Origin of the sequence: Spirosoma endophyticum, from assembly GCF_900112365.1 — a bacterium.
Lineage (GTDB): Bacteria > Bacteroidota > Bacteroidia > Cytophagales > Spirosomataceae > Spirosoma > Spirosoma endophyticum.
Genome location: NZ_FOLQ01000001.1, coordinates 1024381 through 1046021 on the forward strand (window position 1 = coordinate 1024381; position 21641 = coordinate 1046021).

General features: G+C 50.1%; 16 protein-coding genes. 8 read left to right on the forward strand and 8 right to left on the reverse strand.

Going from position 1 to position 21641, the window contains the following annotated elements; all coding sequences use genetic code 11:
• Nucleotides 1-642: 642 nt before the first annotated feature.
• The 7 genes from BM202_RS04020 to rsmA all read right to left on the reverse strand — a co-directional run bounded on the left by BM202_RS04020 (nt 643) and on the right by rsmA (nt 8345).
• Nucleotides 643-3132 carry a LysM peptidoglycan-binding domain-containing protein gene (locus tag BM202_RS04020; protein WP_093823162.1) on the reverse strand — a complete coding sequence of 830 codons (2490 nt, stop codon included), beginning with the start codon at nt 3130-3132 and terminating at the stop codon, nt 643-645.
• Between the two features lie 39 nt (nt 3133-3171).
• Nucleotides 3172-3813 (reverse strand): O-methyltransferase, encoded by a 642-nt coding sequence (locus BM202_RS04025; protein ID WP_093823164.1) that lies wholly within the window; start codon nt 3811-3813, stop codon nt 3172-3174.
• Between the two features lie 85 nt (nt 3814-3898).
• Nucleotides 3899-4351 carry a D-aminoacyl-tRNA deacylase gene (gene dtd, locus BM202_RS04030; RefSeq protein ID WP_093823166.1) on the reverse strand — a complete coding sequence of 151 codons (453 nt, stop codon included), beginning with the start codon at nt 4349-4351 and terminating at the stop codon, nt 3899-3901.
• Nucleotides 4352-4425: 74 nt separating this feature from the next.
• Nucleotides 4426-5541, reverse strand: coding sequence for a serine hydrolase domain-containing protein (locus BM202_RS04035; RefSeq protein ID WP_177236498.1), 1116 nt, complete (start codon nt 5539-5541; stop codon nt 4426-4428).
• Nucleotides 5542-5582: 41 nt separating this feature from the next.
• Nucleotides 5583-6119, reverse strand: coding sequence for a GNAT family N-acetyltransferase (locus BM202_RS04040; RefSeq protein ID WP_093823169.1), 537 nt, complete (start codon nt 6117-6119; stop codon nt 5583-5585).
• A gap of 13 nt (nt 6120-6132) precedes the next feature.
• Nucleotides 6133-7485, reverse strand: a complete 1353-nt coding sequence (gene mgtE, locus BM202_RS04045) for a magnesium transporter (RefSeq protein ID WP_093823171.1) — start codon at nt 7483-7485, stop codon at nt 6133-6135.
• Nucleotides 7486-7550: 65 nt separating this feature from the next.
• Entirely contained in the window at nt 7551-8345 is a 795-nt protein-coding gene (rsmA, locus tag BM202_RS04050; protein WP_093823648.1) for a 16S rRNA (adenine(1518)-N(6)/adenine(1519)-N(6))-dimethyltransferase RsmA, read from the reverse strand.
• Nucleotides 8346-8620: 275 nt separating this feature from the next.
• On the opposite strand from rsmA, the gene BM202_RS04055 reads away from it, so the two are divergent.
• The gene (locus BM202_RS04055) at nt 8621-8854 is read left to right on the forward strand and encodes a hypothetical protein (protein WP_093823173.1); all 234 of its coding nucleotides are present in this window, start codon (nt 8621-8623) and stop codon (nt 8852-8854) included.
• Between the two features lie 62 nt (nt 8855-8916).
• On the opposite strand, the gene BM202_RS04060 is transcribed toward BM202_RS04055, so the two are convergent.
• On the reverse strand, nt 8917-10707 hold the full coding sequence (locus tag BM202_RS04060; RefSeq protein ID WP_093823175.1) for an Ig-like domain-containing domain: 1791 nt from the start codon (nt 10705-10707) through the stop codon (nt 8917-8919).
• A gap of 169 nt (nt 10708-10876) precedes the next feature.
• On the opposite strand from BM202_RS04060, the gene BM202_RS04065 reads away from it, so the two are divergent.
• The 7 genes from BM202_RS04065 to BM202_RS04095 all read left to right on the forward strand — a co-directional run bounded on the left by BM202_RS04065 (nt 10877) and on the right by BM202_RS04095 (nt 21626).
• The gene (locus BM202_RS04065) at nt 10877-12373 is read left to right on the forward strand and encodes a hypothetical protein (protein WP_093823177.1); all 1497 of its coding nucleotides are present in this window, start codon (nt 10877-10879) and stop codon (nt 12371-12373) included.
• A gap of 128 nt (nt 12374-12501) precedes the next feature.
• Entirely contained in the window at nt 12502-12945 is a 444-nt protein-coding gene (locus tag BM202_RS04070; protein ID WP_093823179.1) for a hypothetical protein, read from the forward strand.
• Nucleotides 12946-13038: 93 nt separating this feature from the next.
• Nucleotides 13039-14529 (forward strand): hypothetical protein, encoded by a 1491-nt coding sequence (locus BM202_RS04075; protein ID WP_093823181.1) that lies wholly within the window; start codon nt 13039-13041, stop codon nt 14527-14529.
• A 117-nt stretch (nt 14530-14646) separates the two neighbouring features.
• On the forward strand, nt 14647-18084 hold the full coding sequence (locus tag BM202_RS04080; protein ID WP_093823183.1) for an acetate and sugar kinases/Hsc70/actin family protein: 3438 nt from the start codon (nt 14647-14649) through the stop codon (nt 18082-18084).
• A gap of 81 nt (nt 18085-18165) precedes the next feature.
• Nucleotides 18166-19518: a hypothetical protein gene (locus BM202_RS04085; RefSeq protein ID WP_093823185.1), complete on the forward strand. Its 1353-nt coding sequence runs from the start codon at nt 18166-18168 to the stop codon at nt 19516-19518.
• A complete protein-coding gene (locus tag BM202_RS04090) occupies nt 19518-20093 on the forward strand; it encodes a retropepsin-like aspartic protease family protein (protein ID WP_093823187.1) in 576 nt (191 codons plus the stop codon). Before BM202_RS04085 ends, BM202_RS04090 begins: the two co-directional genes overlap by 1 nt.
• Before the next feature lie 102 nt (nt 20094-20195).
• Complete coding sequence (locus tag BM202_RS04095; RefSeq protein WP_093823189.1) at nt 20196-21626, forward strand: WG repeat-containing protein; 1431 nt, start codon at nt 20196-20198, stop codon at nt 21624-21626.
• The last annotated feature ends 15 nt before the right edge of the window (nt 21627-21641 follow it).

The following is a 21641-nucleotide window of genomic DNA, read 5'->3' on the forward strand; positions in this document are numbered from 1 at the left end:
GCAACTATTTCATATACAGCACTCTAACCTCATATGTATCACAAATACAAGAGGTCAATGATTACAAACAGACTAATAACTTATCCCTCTTGCCGCTATGTCATTACAATTTCCCTTCGATTGTCTTGATAAGAAGGCACAACAATGGCCCTGCACTGGGAAGAAGCTTTATATAACTTACGGCGAACGTAGATGTAAGATAGCTGATTGAGAAGCTTCGTCTAATGTGGTGTAGTTGACACTTAAAAGCTGTTCAGATAGCTCAGCAAGGCCTCAAAGTAATGGGTTGGTCATCGCATCGGTCCCTTCCGTTATTGTAATTAGGGACGCAAATAGATATCCCTCCCGATGAATTTGATGAAGCCAGAGTAAATTCGTTACCGAACTCTACTCCCACGAACGGCCCCTCAATCACCACTAGTCATCATTTCATTCTTGTCCATAATATTTCTGGACGGGCAAAAGCCCCCCGTGCTGCCCTTTTAATGAGCTACTCCTAAACTAGTCTGTTTTGTAGCAATACTCATGAGAAAATCTCCTGGTCTTTGTAGTTGTCAAACTACAAAGACCAGGAGATTTTCGTTTTTCAGTCAAACCAAAAATTCGGAATGACTCATGTTGACACAGAATAAAAGTCAGGGGCTACGGCTCTACAACCCGTATCTTTTGACCTTCCCGTACGTAGGCAGTACCTAATTTATTCCACTCCTGAAGCTGCTCGACGCTTACACCATACATTTTAGAAATACGGAACAGGTTTTCGCCTTTAGCAACGGTATGAGACGTAACGCCTGATTGCCCAGTTGGAGTCGACGCTGTTTTTGCGGGAGTTGGCTCCTCCATTTTAGGCGATACTTTTTCCACCTTAGTTGCCGTTTGTTCCGTTTTAACAGCATTGCTACCACCAGCTTTAACCTTCAGCTTCTGACCAGCTTCCAGCTTGTTTTCCAACGTACGATTATTCATTTCCAGTAATTCGCTAAGCGTCAGGTCATATTGCCGGGCAATGCCATAATACGTTTCGCCCTTTCCAACTACGTGGGTCGTAACCGAGCGATCAGCCGCGGTCGTTGTCGGAGATGATGCAGGCGTTTCCAGTTTCTTTTCTGGTTTCTTCTCTGGCATTGGTGTAACCGTTGTTACGTATTTCTTTTCGGGCACCGTTACTTCCGGCGCTGCCGAACGTGTTTCAGTCTTAACAACATCAGCTTTAGGAACAGCGGGTGTCGATGGCCGAACTACTGTCTTCGTGTCTACAGCCGTTATTGAACCATCTGCCTGTTGCTCAAGCGGCCCCGTATAATTGCCCGTTTGAGCAGGGGCTGTTTTTTTCGCTGTCGGAGTCCGGTTATAGGCGTTTATTTCTTCCCTCGTTGCCGAAGAACCCGCGGGCCGCCATCCATCTTCAGCTGAGGTTGCTGACCCAGCGGCTTTGTTGCGCTCGGGGGTTGTAGCCACTGGAACCGTCTTCGTTGTTCCGTCCGCGTCAGCAGATCTGACGATCACAACACGCTGCGATCCCTCATTATTCCCCGACGTATTCGTCGTGACAGGAGCCGGGCGGCTGGTGGATACGGACGTAGGCTGTGGTACGGACGGTTGCGCAGGCGCTGGCGCCGACGTGCCATCATTGGTCGAAATACCACCATCTACCAGTTTGGGCTGATAACGTTTCCGCTCCGATGCACTGCGCGGTATAGCATCACTACCACTGACAGGCTTGGACGTAGTGCCGGCACTACGTTCAGTGGGTGAATTTGCCGCAACTTCCTGCCGGGTTGGTGGCAATGGTGTCTGATCATAAACGGGTGGCGTTGGGGAGTTAATAATCTCAACGGGCTTGTTGCCAGGCCGACGTTCACGGAGCCACATGACGCGGCCGGTTTCCAGTTGCTGGCCTCGTTCTATGCGGTTATAACGTAGCAATTTCTTGAGCCGCAGGGCGTAACGCTGCGAAATACTCCGGGACGTTTCCGATTCGCGAACGGTGTGAAATGGAACAAGCGCCTTTTTCCGTTTCTTGGACAGGTAGTAAATGTCATTAACGATGATCGGGTCGGATTCGTCCAGATCGTTATACCGTAAAAAGCTCGACAAACTGATTTTTGCTTTGCGAGCCAGGGTTCCCGCATTATCGCCAATCTGCGCCTGAATGCCCGGCAACCCATTTATTTCGTACAAAATCGGCTCGTTCTTACTCCCCGATCCTGTCGTTACCCGACGTAGCACCGGAAAACCAACATCACTCTGGGCTACATCAGCCGCATTCTTACCACTGGTTTCACCAATTTTCTGCCGAACATCGTTGATCTGATTGCTCACGACTGGCACGGCCATTACGTAGATCTTATCGGTTGGAACGGCGTCACCTAGTACCCAACGATTGTATTTACGGAGTTCAAATTCATCGACGCCTAACTCGTCGGCAATGGCTCGCATACTTTTGCCACTTCCTTTCTGGTATTCGATCAACGCAAAACGGTTGCTCGTCTGGTGGAATTTCAGCGCATTTTCAATGGCAATTTTATGGGCAAAGAAGCGTAGAATATACCGGTCAGTACGTCCATCAAGGGCTATTTCACGGGCATATGACCAGTCGGGCGGAATCAATTTGGAAATACCCCCCGCCCCGAGGTAATAGGAATAAAGCGAGGCAACCCAGTTATTGAACTGAACATTGTTCTTTTTCAGGTACTTAGCGGCACCGCGTGTCGACGCGGTGATGCTTTTCCGCTCGTCAATTTCGTCATCAACGCGCAAACCATAATCGGTTGCGGTCTCCCGTTTAAACTGCCAGTAACCTACTGCTGTAGAGGTCGATACGGCATCGGGCGTCAGTGAGCTTTCCTGAACGGCGAGGTATTTAAAATCCGTTGGTACGTTTTCGCTAATCAGAATTGACTCAATCATCGGAAAATACAGCACCACCCGATCGAGCTTAGCCATCCAGTACTGCTTGTTAGAAAACAGGGCGTTAACATCCTGCTGCACCAGACGTCGGGCATCGGGGTCGAGCTGTACTGAAATGTCGGCAAAGGTCACTCGCTCCGGCACGACTGGCGTATTTTGCGCCGAGGCTACGAACCCCGCGAGAAGAAATAGGAGAAGGAATGAATAGGTTTGTTTTTTCATAGATTGGCCCGCTCAGGCGGCTCATTTCATTACTCGTACTTATAATTTTCGTATCACCATTATCCCGTCACGCACGGGCAGCAGCACATTTTCCACACGCACATCATCCTGAATTTTCTGGTTAAACGCCAGCACAGCCGCCGTATCCTGATCCGATGGATTCAGCGGCTCAGCAACTTTTCCGCTCCATAAAACATTATCGGCCAAGATGAAACCACCTGGCCGCAGTTTGTCAAAAATCAGGTCAAAATACAGGGAATTATTGCGTTTATCGGCGTCGATGAACACCAAATCAAACGTTTCATTTAAGGCAGGCAGTATATCGGCGGCCAGACCGATCTGAAAATTGATCTTGTTTTCGAAGGGGGATTGCCGCCAGTAAGACCGGGCAAAATCTTCGAGTTCTTCATTGTGGTCAATGGTAATAAGCTGGCCATCGTCCGTCAGCCCTTCGGCCAGGCAAAGTGCCGAATAACCCGTATAAGTGCCAATTTCTAAAATCCGCCGGGGCCGAATCATGCAGGAGATCATCGACAGTAATCGGCCCTGCATATGCCCTGACAGCATCCGGGGGGCCATGACCCTGGCACGGGTATTTCGATTGAGCTGATGCAACAGCGTACTCTCGGGCGAGGTATAGGCTTCAGCGTAAGTGGTTATGTTTTGGGGCAGAAAATCCATTCGGCTAGTAACCTGTGCGCTATTCTATTACTGCTGATTTCAGTAAAAGTAACGGATAGCGACAATAAATCAGTAATCTATTGTACTAAATCCGGTTTTTTGAGTCAATTAATATGGTTACAGGACCATCATTCAGTAACATAACCTTCATATCGGCCCCAAATTCTCCGGTCTGGATGGGTTTTCCTAAATCCATTGCTAGTTGTGCAATCATGGCTTCGTAAAGTGGAATTGCTACGTCGGGCCGGGCGGCTTCAATAAAACTGGGCCGGTTCCCTTTTTTGGTATTGGCGTGAAGTGTGAACTGGCTAATGAGTAGGATACTCCCACCAACAGCCGCTAAATCGAGGTTCATTTTCCCATCAGCATCGCTGAAAATCCGCATCCCGACAATTTTCTTGCTGAGCCAGTCAACATCCTCCCGGGTGTCAGTATGGGTAATACCAAGCAGAATCAGAAAACCCGTGTCAATCCGGCCCTTAACTTGATTATCAATGGTAATAGAAGCTTGAGAAACGCGCTGAATAACGGCAATCATACTGAAAATAAAATAGCCCTACGCCGAAGGCGGCAGTAGGGCTGGCAAGATAACTAAAACCCAAATACCTGCTTCTATTTCTTGCTAACGGCCTTCCTCGTTGCCGGACGCAAATAAAGCAGCGCTATATCCTGAGCGATTGTTGCCGGTTGTGCACTTTCCGCATTCGTTAAGACAATGACGGAAAGGCCGGATTCAGGGAAACGGGCGTATTCGGACCGAAAGCCGGGCAGTGAGCCCCCGTGATGTACCCGTCGATAGGCCTGTAACGTATCAACCGTCCAGCCTAAACCGTACGCATACTTCGTGCTGTCTTTCAGGGTAATGGGTGTCCACATCTCGGTGCGACTTGCCTGCGTCAGAATTTTATCGGTATATAAGGAAGCGTCCCATTTCACCAGATCAAGTATAGTTGACAGAAAAGCCCCGCTTGGACGTAGTGCCCGATACCCCTGCGCCCGGTGATAGTGGGTTTCTTCCCATTCGTACCCATCCACCCGATTCGGGATCACCTCGGTCAGCGTGGTGGTTCGGGTAGTGGTCATATTCAGCGGGGTAAAAACCCGTTGTTTTAGAAAGGCAGACCAGGGTTGTCCCGATACTTTGCGGATAATATCGGCCAACGCAAAATACCCGACGTTGCAATATTGCCACTTGGTACCAATCGAAAATTGCAACGGCAAAGGAAACGCCGATTGAACAACAACCGAATCGGGCTGAATTTTGGCAGGATCAAAAGCGGGGGCTTCCCGAATAATGCCGGACGTGTGCGACAATAAATGCCGTAATGTAATCCCCTGCCAGGTTTGGGGCGCCTGCGGATAGTAGATATGAATATCATCACTGAGTTTGAGTTTTCCCTCCTGTGCCAGGATCAAAATACCCGTGGCTATGAGTTGTTTACTCACGGACCCAATCGCATAAACACTCTTGTCGGTAGCAGGGGCACTCACTTCTAAATTTGCCATCCCGTAGCCTTTGGTCAACACCACTTTTCCCTGATGAACCACCGCAATAGAAACCCCTGGAATATGCTTGCTGCTCATGTGCTTGCCAAGAATGGCATCAATACTGTCGACAGAAACCTGATTGATGGATTGAGCCGACGACCAGCCGGAGAGCAATAAAAAGCCAACGAGCAGTGGAGAAATGGCCCGGACGTAGCGTTTTTGCAGATAGGAGAAAGTCATACAGTTTGTAGAGGAAGTGGTTGATTCAGAAGACATTGATCTTATGTAAGCCGGGTTATTGGAATGGGCTTGACCGGATTTAGCTGGTGCGGTTGCAAGGTTACCTGAAACCACTCAACACTGTGCCACTCCCCCATTTTGTAGCCAACGTTGGCATAAAGACCAATGGATTCAAAGCCCATGAACTGGTGGAAAGCTTCACTTTGGGGATTTGGTTTCGTGATGCCCGCACAAGCCGTATAGTAGCCCTGCCGACGTAGCAACTCAAACAATTTTGTATAAAGCGCTCTACCCAAACCTTTTCGTTGCCCATTCGGATGGATATACACCGACGTTTCAACAGCCCATTGGTAGGCAATGCGGTCCCGATGCCGCGACGCGTAGGTATACCCAAGTAACTGACCGTCTTCCTCGGCGACCAAAAAAGGAAACTGCTGCTGAATGATCTGGATACGTTCCGAAAATTCACTTACAGTCGGCACGGTATACTCGAACGTAATAGATGAGTTCGTGACGTAGGGGGCATAAATAGCCAGAATGGCCGGGGCATCGGCGAGTTTAGCGAAGCGAATGGTCATGAAGGCAAGATAATCAAACCTCTGCCAATAACCATTGGGCAATCAGGAAATAGACACCAATACCAATCAGGTCGTTGGCCGTTGTGATAAACGGCCCCGAGGCCACAGCCGGATTAATGCCGATTCGATTCAGAAGCAAGGGCGTTACGGTACCCATAAACGAAGCCAGCAACACCACTGCCAGCAGCGATGTGGCTACGACGAAAAACAGCCTTGGTTCGCCGATCAGAAACGTGTACGTTCCGGCAATCAAACCCACAACCAACCCATTTAAGAGAGCGACCATCAGAGTACGTATCAACCGTCTGCCAAGCGTAGTACTCAGACCCGACGTATCGGCCAGACTTTGCAAAATTAGCGATGATGTCTGAATACCGACATTCCCGCCCGTCGAACCGATGATGGGTATGAAAGCGGCCAGCGCGGCAATTTTGCCCAGTTCACTCTGAAATCCGTTGATGACCGTGGCCGCCAGCAAACTCCCAACCGCTCCGGCTACCAGCCAGGGCAATTGCACTTTCGAGCGTTGCCAGACACTATCATCTTCTTCCACCTCGCCCGATAGACCCGAAATAACCTGAATGTCTTCTTCCGCCTGTTCGGTAATAACGTCCACTACGTCATCAATCGTGATTCGCCCCAGTAATCGCTGCTGAACGTTCACGACCGGAATGGCATCCAAATCATATTTCTGCATCACCTCAGCGACTTCAGCAACAGGGCGATACGTTTCGACGAATACGACGTCGTCATCGTAGATGTCAGCGATCTTGGCATTCTTGCGGGCCAGCACAATCTTCTTCAATGATACCAGCCCAAGCAACTTGCCCAGATCGTCTACGACGTAAACGGCATACACGTTTTCGACATCTTCGGCTTGCTGACGGATTTCTTCGATACAGGCATTGACGGTCAGATTGACGTTGATCCGAATCAGCTCTTTCTGCATCAGACTACCCGCCACGCCATCTTCGTAGTGTAGTAAGTCCAGAATGAAGCGAGCCTGTTCGCGGTCTTCGAGCAAACCAATAACTTCTTCGCGCACCTGAATGGGTTGTTGATTCAGTACGTCCACAGCGTCATCAGAATCCATCTGATTGATGAACGGAGCAATCTCGGCTGACGAAAATAGCTTTAGCAGATTCGTTCGTTCAACCGGGTCGAGGTTCGCCAGGATTTCGGCACCCACCGATTTGTCCAGCAAACTCAGCAGGTAATGGGCTGCTTCTGGCTCCAGCTCATCCAGAATCCCGGAAATATCAGCCGGAAATAACTCACCCATCTCAGTACGCAGCAACGTATCGTCGCCCGCGTCGATGGTCGCCTGAATATGGTCAAGATAGTCTTTAGTGAGTTCGAACGTCACGACGCTAACAATGAAGAATGATGAATGATAAATAATGAGTTACGGACCTGGTTCTCAATAATTCATTATTCATCATTTATCATTAAGCGCGTTAGCGCAACGAACTCCGCTACGTTCAACTGCTCGGCGCGTTTGTCCATGAAGGGACTGGCGAGCGCTTCGTCGGATGGATTGAGTGGCTTAAGCGCATTACGTAGCGTTTTTCGGCGTTGGCTGAAACCATGCTTGACGACCTGTGTGAATTTTCGAAAATCACAGCCGAGGTCCGTTACGTTGTTGCGTCGAAGGGAAAGCACACCCGAATAAACCTTTGGTGGGGGATTGAAAACCTCAGGATTAACCGTGAACTCATACTTTATATCGTACCAGGCCTGCAACAACACACTCAGAATGCCATAGTCTTTATTACCCGGTCCCGAGGCTACCCGCTGGGCCACTTCGCGCTGAAACATCCCCACAATTTCGGGCACCCGGTCGCGCATGTCCAGGACTTTAAAGAGTATCTGGGTTGAAATATTGTAGGGGAAGTTCCCGATCACGGCAAACGACTCCGTGCTGTCAGCCTTCTTGGCTGGTAAATAGTCGGGACGAATATTCAGGAAATCGGCGGAGAGAATACGACCTTCCAGCGCCGGAAAATGCTGTTTCAGATACTCCACCGACTCGCGGTCAATCTCAATCACATACGTAGCAAACCGGCTATCCTCCAGGAGAAACTGCGTTAGCACACCCGTGCCCGGTCCGATTTCGAGTATTTCTTTATACGATCCATGTCCGGTCAGGAGTTCGGCAATACGCTGGGCGATGCTGAGATCTTTCAGAAAATGTTGACCGAGTTCTTTTTTAGGCTTTACGTACATGATACCGGTGGTTTTGGTCGCTTCGGCGATCCGCCACAAAGGTACGGGCATCCCGCAAATTATGAGCGCCTGTTTAAACCCTGAGTTAGGATCAGCCTGATAATCTCGGTGACCTTGCGGGAATCTATTAGGAAACCGTCATCTCGACAGGGTTATTAACCGATTCTGATGAGCCCAAAGATCCTCTGGATTTTGCCAAGTATTTTAGTGATATTCGCTTAGGATGGAAACAGCAATCCCGGGATTGGGATACGGACGTTAGCAACGAGAGAAATATGGATGAGGACATTAAGGACTTCACTAGAGACCAGCTTATTGAAGAAATAAAAAAACTGCGGGCGGGCATTCGCGAACACCGTGACAGTACGGGTCATGATTTATGCTGGCATCACCCCAAACTCTGGTCGCTGCTGCCCGAACGAACAGACCCTAACATTTTAGTACCAGCATGGTCAGAGTTTATGAAGGGTTGTATTCAATATCGACAATCGCTCGATCAAAAAGAGTAGCCCTCGCAGGAATCAGTCAGGATACACGACAACCAGGAAATGGTAAAAGGGACTCGTTCCTCTCAAAAATCAATATCGGTCAGCTCGAAATTCTGCTTCACCCGAATTATACCGCCCTCCTCCATACCGGGGCTGTAAATCATCCGTTCGGGCTGGATGCCTTTTTGCACGTTACCGATGTCTCGCTTTCGGTTAGCATTGGCGTCGATAATGAGCCGGACGCGATATTGTCCCGGCCTGAGTCGCCCGAAGCTGTAGTTTAACGTACCGTATGACGATCGGATAACTTTATATTTTTCATCCAGCAGTTCTACGATAAAATTCTTACCAGCCGGGCCAACCGTTGTTGGATTAACATGGCCCGCAATCAGGCCGTAACTATCTTCTTCCGCAATGAGGTATCGGGTAGAATAGCGCGCCAGGGTATCGCCCTGAACACTGATGAAGGCTCCTTTTTGCAGCCGAAAGAGCAGCGTATCCTTCGGATTTGTTTTCTGCTTTATCACCAGATGGCTAAAATTATTACTCCATATCAGGTTCTCTGGCGTGAGCTTGAACGGCTTCGTACTGTCGGGGCCAATAACAATAAGGTCTGTGTACCATCGGAAAACGGGCTTGTTGAAAACCAGTGTAAATTCCAGGTTATTATCAATCGGTTCGTTCGACGGGGGGGAGAGTTGGAATGTTAGCGATGTGCGGTTTTTCGCTTTCGTTTTCAGGGGTGAGAAATAAATTCGCTCCCTCAGATCCGTACTGTTACCCACCGAATCGATGGCCGTTATGACCGTATAAAGTGTATCGCCTGCAGCCCGGTTGGCCGGTCGGTACAAACGTATCATTTTGGGATTTTCCAGAAAAGAAATCAACGTATCATTCGCGGATGCAGACGATGTGGCCGATGTAGAAGGCGTTGTAGCCGGTGCCGTTGTCGTGGAGACGGCTGAAGTGGATACGGCCGTCGTAGACACAGCTGATGTAGACGTAGTGGTCGTTGAGGTGGCTGTGGTGGAGGCCGCTGCTGTATACGCGGCTTTACCATACTTAACCGTGTAGCTGGCGATGCCACTGCTGAGTTCCAGCCCAAGCGTTTCGTCGGTACGTTCGCGTCGGCTGATACGTGGTTTCCCATACCCTCGGAAGGCGACCAGATTTACGTCCGTATAGTTGCGGTTCAGGTTGAGCACACTGTCCCGGAAGGCCACTCGTTCGCCCGGTGTGTTGTTCACCAGATTCAAATCTTTATCATCGAAGCCATAAACTTTATACGGCCCAGCCTTCACGTTTTCGATACGATAATTGCCACTACTGTCCGTACGGGCGAAATACTGGGGGCGCTTTCTATTGATTGGCAACGTATCGGTGGAGGCAAACAGGCCGACCACAAACCCTAAAATTGGCAGTCGACTTTCATCATCAACTATGTTTCCGGTCAGATAAAGCGAGTCAATGGTTGGCCCTGTACTAAAAACTACTTTGGTATTTTTGGCAATATTTCGTTCGGTTATGTCTTTGATTCCATCGGCGAAATCAATGGTATAGGTGGTGTTTGGCAGGAACGGTTTGTTGAAATTCAGCCGGACGCCCAACGGCAGCGATTTCACTACGTATGTATTGCTGTCCTGGGGTGTAATCGTAATTTTTTGCTGGAGATTTTCGCTGTTGACATACTCATCAAATTCCAGTTCAACCGACTTGCCAGTATAATTTCGCTCACGGGCGGCAGGCATACTACTCACCAATTTCGGAGCCAGTGTATCTTTTTTACCACCCGGTGGTTGAGCCACCTGGGCACAGTTCTGAAGGAGAATGGGAAGAACCAGTAAGAAACCTAATACGAGGTGGCGAAGCGTCATGTTTGAAGTAATCACACTACAAAGGTAAACGTCCGTTCATCGTTAAACCGTACCGATTGACATAAAATGGCTGGCTGCTTCGTTACGTTCTATAGTAATTTAAGAAATTTTAAAGGTTTAGCCATTTGGCTATCCTCCTGTTGCTTCTGAAATCGCCAAATACACATTCATGATCCACCCCCGTTTCTGTTCGCTGCTTCTCCTCGTTGCGCTGGCTGGCTGCTCTAGCTCAGTTGATAAACTAGACGATCAAATCAGCGACGCATTAAGCAACGACAATGCTATCGATGTCACCGAAGCCGACGCCCTTCGGGTATTTGTTGGTCAGGACAGTAAAGAACTCGGTAAGGATAAAAAAACAGCCGCCATTCTGACGCCCGACGGAAAAATTGATGAGTCGGCCTTACTGGCGTACATTAAGCGCAACCGAACGTATCGAAAACTAGCGAAGGAAGGCAAAACGCCCACCGTCTCTTTATCGGGCACGGTGGCTTCGGCGAAACCACTTCGGCTAAAGCTCTATCTGGAGGCCAGTGCCAGTATGTTTCCTTACGACGCGCCCAGTGGCAACGGTGCCTTCAAACGGACGCTCAACGACGTGTTGACGGAGTTCGACGGGATCAATCCCGGTCAGGGTAAATTATTTGTGGTGAATACCGAAGTCAATGACCTGGGTCTGTCGCTGTCTCAGTTTTTTAAGGAGAAAGATATTTTTACCGTCGCCAAAACCAAAGGAAAGACGACCAGTACGAACTTCGAGGGAATTTTCAGCGAAATACTACGTAACACATCCGGTGACGATGTGAGTGTGTTGGTATCCGATCTGATTTACTCCGACCCCAGTCTGGCCGGTATGAGTGCCCAGAAAACGCTCGACGCAGCCAGTTCCCTACTCACGACGGTGTTCAATCCGTACGCCAGTACGCACTCGATGCTGGTTGTAAAGCTAAAATCTGACTTCGCTGGCACGTATTACAGTTGGAACAACGCCAAGAAAAAATACGCGGGCGAGCGTCCGTACTACCTCTGCCTGATCGGACGGAACGAAACGATGCAGAAACTGTATCAGGACCAGACCTACCAGACCATCCGTCGTTTCGACCAGTTGCCGGGCTATGCTGATTCGTGGTTCTTTGGCCGCGACGACAAAACGACAACTCCATTCTATTCGATACTGGTGAATGACCCGGCAAAAAAAGGACGGTTCAAACGCTCCAATGAAGAGGTTCGCAGTCATGCCAAAGCCATTCATACGCTCGATAACGTAGAGGCCGATGTTACGGACAAAAGCCTAACCATTCCCGTGGCGGTCGACTTGTCGGCGCTTCGCTTACCGGCAAGTTTGCTGACCGACGCCAGTCAATACGTAGTGGAAGGAAAAGACAATTTTAAAGTTTCGTCGGTACAGACCTATTCTGGAGCGAACGGCACCACACACAAACTTCTGCTCAGCACGCCCAAGCCGGCCCGTGGCGAACGGACGGCCACCATCCGGTTACGTCGTCAATTTCCGCCCCGCTGGATTGCCAATACCAACACCACCAACGATGCCTCACCTGACACCAACTCGACATTTGGGTTGCAAAATTTGTTGCAGGGCGTCGAACGAGCGTACAATCCTAATAACCAAACCGAATATTTCACGTTGATTATTAATCTACAATGAGCGAAAGAGATTTAAAGAGTGAAAGAATGAATGAGCGAAAGTGCGGCTGGCGATCCAGCGAAAAGCCGACGCAAGTTTTCTTTCACTCTTTCACTCTTTCGCTCTTTCACCCCTTCACTCATTAAAACATGGAAGAGTCGCTTTATAATTTTTACAATCTGTTTGTCAACGGCAGCCTGCTCGAAGATCTGTATCAGGAAGAACTGCTGTCACCCATGACTTGGACGGCCATCGGCATTGCCTTTGTGGTAGCCGTTGCTTTCTACATCTGGCCATTCAACAAAGTGAGTTTCAGCGGGATGAGCCATTGGCTGTTGATGACCGCCGTCAGTTCGCTATTGCTGTTTATCATTACGCTGGTAACCTGCTACCAGAAAGCTAATCAGGACATTCTGCGCGATGAAGCCGACACCAATCAAGGCACACTTTTCGATCAGGGCATCAGCGTGTTTTTGAGTTATGCTTTCGAGATGGCGCTGTTAACGGCCTTAATTTTCTTTATCATCTCGATGATTATGAAGAACTTCAGTAAAAACGCAAAACACCGGCCCATGCTTTGGCCATCAAAATAAGTCAGTAGTCGATAGTCGTTAGTCAAGAGTGGCTGACGCATACTATCGACTACCGACTGTTGACTAACGACTATTGACTATTGACTAAAATTCATGGCTAAATTATTTGTCTTCGCCATTGGCGGAACCGGCTCGCGGGTGCTGAAAGCCCTGACTTTTTTGCTGGCGTCGGGTGTGAAAATGAACAACACCGATGAGGTAATCCCCATCATTCTGGACCCTCATGCAACCAACGACGACCTGCTACGTACTAAAGACTTGCTACGTGAGTATGGCAACATTCGGGCGGGTCTGCAAACCAAACCAACATCAGGTTTTTTCGGTACCGAAATCAAAACCCTTAACCGGTCCATTGGCGGCAATGCCACCATAGCCGATACGTATGTCTTTGAACTACAGGGCGTTCAGCAGGAGAAATTCCGGGATTACATTAATTATGAGGGCTTAGACGGTCCTAGCAAAGCCTTCGCCAGTCTGCTGTTTTCGGAAGAAAATCTGGAAACCAAAATGGACATTGGCTTTGTCGGCAATCCGAATATTGGCAGTACGGTACTCAACCAGTTTCGCTACTCCGATGTGTTTCAGGCTTTTGCCGAGAACTTCGGAGCCAACGACCGGATTTTCATTGTCAGCTCCATTTTTGGTGGTACGGGTGCGGCTGGTTTTCCAATCCTGCTCAAGAACATTCGGGGAGCGCAGGCCATCGGTCAGATTCCGAATCCAGCTTTTCTGACTAACGCGAAAATTGGGGCCGTTACGGTGATGCCGTATTTCAGCCTGACAACCAGTGATAACAAATTGATTGATCCGGCTTCGTTCATTGCGAAAACTAAAGCCGCTCTCAACTATTACCAGAAAGGCGTCAATCCGGCGGTCAACGCGCTCTATTACATCGGCGACGACCAGACGAAAGCCTATACGTACGATCCCGGTGCGGGCGGTCAGAAAAACGAAGCTCACTTTGTCGAAATGGCTTCGGCATTAGCCATCGTGGATTTCATGAACACGGATGACGCTAGTCTGGCCGTAGCGAATGGCCGGCCAACGAACCCTGTTTACAAGGAATTTGGTATCGAACAGGACGGTATCAGCATTCAATTGGGCAATCTTGCTGGAGCCACCAAGCAGATTATCAGTCTACCGCTGTCCAAAATGGCGCTGTTCAGTACGTATCTCAGTCAGCGGATTCGCCAGGCGGCTGGTACGGTGCAGTGGTCTAAAGCCAACCCCCAGATTTCAACCTCCTTCCTGAATTCGGGATTTTTTAACAGCGTCAAAAATTTCGATGCGGGATTCCGCCAGTGGCTTTCCGAGATGCGCGCAAACAAGCGGTCGTTTGAGCCGTTCCTGCTCGATGCGGCCAATCTTGGCCATACGGTTCGGGGTTTCGAGCCGAAGAAAAAAGGAATTTTCGGTGGGGAGTCCGACGTGAAACTAGACATCGTCGACGACCTCGATCAGACGCTCAACAAAACTGCCGAAGGGAAAGCCTACGGCAGTGAATCAGATAAATTCATACAGCTTTTTTCGGAAGGTACCGAACAGTTCGTTCGCGATCGTCTCCCAAAAGTGCTTGACTATTAAACGTTTTCGGTATTCAGTTTGAGGTTTACGGCGGTCCGTCGCTACGGTGGCTGGCGCGTCGATATGCTTGCCGGATCGGCCAGTCGCTAAAAACCTCAAACCGTAAACCTCAACAATATGCCAACAACATTCAGCTTACATAATCCTACTCCTGGCCTGCACTGGTACGTCAGTAAACCCCTCGGCACCGACCAGATTGCGGCTATCCGTGATCCACAGGGCGGCCAGACCGTTAAGCAGGCTACCTCCATCCCAAGTCCTTTCGCCCGGATGGATTTAGTACGTTCCGCATTCCTGAATCTGGCCCTCAAACCCGATCTCAGCGGCACTATCAATGATCAACGCGTTGTATCGGATTGCCTTGACGTCGGTGAGTTATTTTTCAATTACGACAAGCTAAAGACCTACATTACCATTACCCCGTTCGATATTCGCACCGATCTCGACCGGCTTCGGCAGTCGAGCAGTCAGGGACATAAGCGGCTTGGCGATGCGTTGAAACTGTTCCTGGATCAGGATGCGCCCGAGTACAATTTCAATGCCATCAACCGCCTGTTCGTCCTCAGTTATCGGGGTCGGGTGGTAGGTGGTACGTCGCCCAAGACCTTATTTTTCAGTTCAGGCAACGACCTGAGTTGGGTAGATGTGTCTATGGGAAACGACCGTTTGTTCGACAATTCGGTTTGCCCACTGCACCAGCGCGATATTGAGTACCAGAAGTTCTGGTATGCCATCAAGTTGTTCATGCCCAACTTCCGCGACCGATTCCGGGAAGTGGATGATTACCTGAACCGCAGTCGTACCTTGCTGCAACAGCAAAATCCGACGCTTTTTTACGAACACATCGAGTCACCAAACGGCCAGCCGCTGTTGACTCGTGAGAAATTCGATCAGGATTTCGATGAATTGACGACCGGACCCGGTGATATCGTTGAAGTACTGGGCTTTCCGCTCCGCAAGAAAAAATCCGACGTACGGGCTATTGATCAGGTCAGCGACTTCATCATTAAATCCGATAAATATGCCCGCCTGAATCCCGGCCAGCCGCGCCCGATGGCGTTGCAGAACCGCTTCTTCCGGCAGTTCACCTACGTACCACAGGCGCAGTGGAATTCCAATACGCCTATCCCCTATTTTGCCCGCGAGTCATGGCGTGATAACCAACGTCCGTTGCCGGGTCAGCCGGGAAATTATCCCTGGCTAACGGTCAGCGACTTACTAGAACCCTATCTTATTCGGCTGCCGTTCCCAACCGATCGCGGCCGATTCTTCGATGGGAATCTGCAAACGTCGGCCACGGACAAAGGATTTCTGTTGCCCCTCAAAAAGGATTTCTTCGACTTCTTCGACGTAGAGGATTTACTGAATGGACGCGTTCGGTTGAAAATGACACCGCAGGGTAGCGGCATCAACGTATCGCTCGACATTCCGGTTACGGCTCCCAACCAACCCGGCAATCAGTTCGTGACCTTCGAGCGGCTGTATAGCCCAAGCGTTGGTACGTCAACAGCGCCTAATGAATTGACCAACGAAGGAATTATCATCGAAAACTCTTTCACGGTCAATATTTATCCGTTCGTGCGGTCGGGGGCGGTTACGGTGCCTGCCGATTATCGGGTTCAACTCATTGAATCAGGTTTCGACAGTCAGAATCAATACGAGCTTTCGTATTTCGGTCAGTTGAACAACACCGAACTTAAGCCAGAATCGAAACACCAACGTACTGTCCGCCAGCAGAATACAGACGGATCGAGCGTTTACTACGTATTGCGGCAGGAATTTGATTACCTGCAAACGCACATTCGCGCCGATGGTCGCGACATGAATGGACTACTAATTCCGCGCTGGCAGTTATACAACGGCGGTAGCAAGCAGTTTTCGTTTTCGGTGGATTTTGGCACGACGAATACCCACATCGAATACAGCGTAGACGGCCAGACACCCCGACCATTCGACGTAGCCGAACTAACACCACAGGTCGCTACGTTGGTGGCTCCGGCGCAATACAATCCGGCGTTGTTCGAGCTATTCTTGCTCTACGATCTGGAGTTTGTGCCTCCCACGATTGGCCCCGGCCGACCCGACAACTTCCCGACGCGCACGGCGATTGCGGAGCCAATGAACCTGAGTTTCAATCAGCAAACACAGGCGCTGGCCGACTTCAATATTCCGTTTTACGTGGAGCGACAACCGGCGGGCTCCAACCGCATTACAACCAATCTGAAGTGGGCCAAAACCAGCGACCAGACCGAACGGCGCGTGGAGGCTTTTCTGGAAGAGTTGCTGATGCTGATCAAAAATAAAGTGCTTACCGAAGGCGGCAACCTGACTCAAACAACGGTGTACTGGTTCTTCCCGGCCAGTATGACCCCCGGTCGAGTGAGTCAGCTACGTGCCGATTGGCAGGAGCTTTATGACCGCTATATTGGCGGGGCACCGGGCCGACTCCGTGAAGTATCGGAATCGGTAGCGCCGTTCTATTATTACAAGCAAAATCCAACCCTGAGTGCCTCGGCGCGGCCCGTCATCAACATCGATATTGGCGGTGGTACGTCCGATGTGGTCGTCTATGAACGGAACGAACCCAAGCTGCTGACTTCATTCCGGTTTGCGGGAAACGCCATTTACGGCGATGCGTTCAGCGAATACGGTGCGGCCAGCCATAATGGCTTTGTCAGAAAATACGCCGATAAAATCCAGACACTTCTGGCCAGCCAGAGTCTCGGCAATTTAAGCGACAACAACCGGCGTATTCTGGAAACTAACCGTTCGGAAGACATCATGGCCTTCTGGTTTTCGATCGAGAAAAGTAACGATGTGAAAGCCAAAAGCATGCTGTCGTTCAACGGGATGCTGGCGAAAGACGAAGACCTGAAAGTGGTATTTGTGCTGTTCTACACGGCATTGATCTACCACATCGCCCGGTTGATGAAGCACAAAGGTATTAGTCTGCCGGGTGCCATTACGTTCAGCGGTACGGGTTCGAAACTGTTGACCATCATCAGCTCCGACGATCAGATGCTGGGCAAACTGGCACGGGCTATTTTCGAGAAAGTATACGAGTCTGCCACCTACGATACGAGTGGTCTGACGCTGTTCTATGAGCGCAAAGGACCGAAAGAGGTAACCTGCAAAGGCGCGTTGATGCAACCCGCCAATAGTCGCCCCGTTGATACCGAGGCCATTAGCTACATTTATCCGGCTACCTTCAACGACGAGTTCCCGAAACTCACCTACGCTGATTTGCGGAAACCGGAAGTCATCGACTCACTCTTAAAGGAAACCAATGCGTTTATTGATTTCTTCTTTGCGCTCAATCAGCAGTTTAGTTTTGTCAGGAACCTGAACGTATCGGCGCGGTCGCTGGCCATTGCGCAACAGGAATTACGCACCCATCTGGATACCTCACTCATGGATGGTATTCAGCGGAAAGAAGGCGACGTAGCGGCAGAGTACAGCGGTATGAACGATGCTCTCGGCGCTCCCATTGAAGAAACGTTATTCTTTTATCCGCTCATTGGTGCCATAAATAAGTTGGCAAACGCATTGGCGTAAATGTAAGGCTTGATCAAATTTGACAATATCTGACAACACTTGATCAAGCCTTAAACTACTTAACCTTTACCTGACAATTTTATGCTAAAACTATCGTGTATAAGCTTCGTCGGACTACTCGCGTCGGTATCGTTGACTTACGCGCAAAACCCGAATCAGGCCGCTGTTGATACGTTGACGAAAGGCGTAGCAAAAGCTGTATTCGCGGATATTAAACAGCCCAAAGCTCAGGAAATCTATGCACAATTGCTGGTTTGTGGGGACGGCTGCGACCCGCAACAGGTTATTCGGGGCGTTGGGAGCTGGGATCAGGTGGGGGCCAAAATGCAGGAATTGAGTGAGTTAAAAAACACGGCCCGCTTTATAGCCATGTCGCCCGCCGACGCGAACGTAACGATTCGGAAACAGTTTACTCAGTTCTATACGAAGTACAAAAATGACAAAAACTACGGCAGACCCCTCAGTCCGCCCGTTCAGGCTATTCTGCTGGCCAAAATTGACGCACTGCTGCCACCCAATGCTACGTCGGCACCAGCACCAACGACCGCTGCTGACCAGCCCGTTTCAGCTTCGGCAGCAGCCGAGCAATCCAGTGTAACACCAGTGGCCCTTCAGATCAGCCAATTGGAACGGAAGGTAAGAGACGAACAGGATAAACAATTTTGGATGATACTTGTAAGCGCCTTTGTTGGATTGCTGGCTGGTGCCGCAGCCGTTTATTTATTGGTGTATCGGGCAGCACGGACCGAAATACAGGAATTGCTTTCTGAAAACAAGCGGTTAAGCCACTCGCTGGACGTAGCACAACGCCCTAAGCCAACCAATGAGTCCCGGCAACCACAGAATGATTACCGGCAAAAAGCCAATGCCTACGACGCCATTCGGGCGGAATTGGGTACGAATATTGATCCATTAGTGGCTATCCGGCAATTAAGACAGCAGGCAACCAGCTCAACGCCAGTCCTCACACCCTCTGTACCTGTAGCGGCTCCTGAACGTAATGAGCCAATTGTAGAAACATCATCGACACCTGTGCCCGCTCCTGTTCAGTCCCAGTCAACGCCCGTTCAGCCCGCTAATACGCCCCGCTCGGAGGTATTTTATTTCCCACCACCCGATCCGAGTGGCCAGTTCGATAATGAACAGAAATCCAGTACATTATCACCCGAATCGGCCTACCGCTTCAGCGTTGATGCCGCCAGGAAAGAGCAGGGCAGCGATCAACCGGTGGTTGCGTCGTTCCGGTTTGAGGCCGAACCCGGACGGGTAGCCCGCTTTCTGACGTATCGCAACTACATGATTGAACCCGCCTGCGAAAGTGAGAACAGTTATTTTGCCACGCACACACGTATTATCATGCGCCGGGACGGTGAGGCTGTGCTCGAGAATGGCGTCTGGCGCGTAAAGAAAAAAGCCCTGATTCGCTACGAATAATGACAAGACTATTCATTGCATTCCTTCTTTTGGGTAGTTCTGTCTACCTGTCCGGTTGTTCTGGCTGCTCGCGTTCGGGCAGCCATCAAACACACAGGACTCGACGTAGCACCACCGACTCCACAAAGAATGGAGGCAGTCAGGCACCAGCCACGGTGCCAAAACCAACACTGACTCAAATTGGCAGTGGCCCCACGGAAGTAGCGATGGAGAAGGAAAATGGCGTCTATAAAGTGCCGGTTATTGTCAATGGTGTGTCGATGAAATTCATCCTGGATACGGGCGCCAGTTTGATTTCCATATCGGCCACCGAAGCTGAATTTATGGTCAAACAAGGTGCCCTGACCGAAAATGACATCATTGGGCAATCGAAGTTTCAGGATGCGAAAGGTGATATCTCGCCCGGATCGGTTATTCGGCTCAAATCGGTACAGATTGGCGACCGGGTTCTCGAAAACGTAACGGCTAATGTTGTCAGTAATGCTAAGGCCCCCTTGCTGTTGGGTCAGTCGGCATTGTCGCAGTTTGGTAAAATTTCAGTGGATTATCGACGGAATATGGTGACGTTCGACTGATTTTCTGTGTTTGCGTAGATGATGTGTGTTATTTTGTGGGCATAACGGCAAAATGTCCCAACACATACGATTCGTAAACAAGCTTACCCGCTCACATTCTCAATGACAGAAACCGAACTGACCGACCGCCTTCGCGAAGCTATTGTTCTCGATGGCCCCGACGTTTGGCGGAGCAATGGCTATCTTCAGGATGCCCAACAGGCAGGGCTATCGCTGACCGATGCGCTGAAACGAGCGAACGAAATCAGCCAGGAAGTAGCCAATAATAACCTACTATTTCAGAACATTCAGGCACGTATTGCCCGGCTGGCTCAGCCCTCGCGCAATCAGTTTAGCGAGCAGGATCTAAATCAGATTGTCAATGCAGCTTCATCGCTGAAACTCTCCCCCGACTTTGTCAGAAACAAGTGGGTGCCTACCGTTTTACAGCGGTTAGCCGCGGCTTCGAAACCAGAACCGGCCGAACCCGTCCTTACACCGGCTCCTCCGACCATATCTGAACCTGTGGATCAGGTTGATACGTATGAGCAGCTAATTGAGCGGGAACCCGAACCGCCCAAGCCAACTGTTAGTGCGCCAGAACCTGCCAAACCGGTTGAACCGATTATTGAGCGATCAGTTCCCGTTTCGCCACCTACGCCCGTAGCACCTGTCATTGACCGGCCTGTGGTTCCATCAGGTCCGCCCGAGCCTCCGCCAATTGTTCGGTCGTTTACAGTTACGCCCGCCCGCATAAAAAAAGGCCAGGCGGTAACACTCGCCTGGGAAGTAGAGAATCTGCTGGCCGTCACCATCGACGATCTAGGCGAAGGTTTATCGCCGAGCAATCGGGGTTGGGTAAAGCCGCTCAAAACAACGGATTACACACTTTTCGACGCCAATGACAATCCCCTCAGTACAGTTCGTGTGGAGGTGATCAAGCCCGACCGAAGTGGCGTGTATGGCGTCCTGTTTGCCCTGGCATTGCTGGCCGTTATTTACTGGTTCATTAAAAGCAACAATACGCCCGAACCAGAACGGGAGCCAAAAAGCAAAATCGAACAACCGACTAAACCGTCGAAGAAGAAACGAGGGGTAAAAACGACGAGCGTGAGTCGGCAGGAGTCCGAACCGACATCGGACGTAGCAACAACTTCAGAAGCGACGGATACACCGACAGAAGCTGCCAGCGAACCAATCACTACGTTGCCCGATGTTAAAAAAAAAGAGTTGACGACCAGCAAGCCTGCTGAAGAACCCCTCGGACCTGAAGAACCCGTAACAAAACCATCGAATCCGACAGAGGCTCGTCAGGGTAAATACGTAGAAGCCTTCGGCAACAAACCCTATGACAAGGTAGAAGTAGGGCCCGACGAACAGGGCTGGCGACGCGCCCGAAGCCACGGCCGCTGGGGGTACGTTAATGAGTTCGATGAATGGGTTATTCGACCCGAATTCGAAGCTATAACCCCGTTTAAAGGCAACACTGCAAACGTTTTCCTCAACGGGCAGCTAATCACCATCAACCGGTCGGGGGAGCAGGTGAGAAATTAAAAATAGTCGTAACGG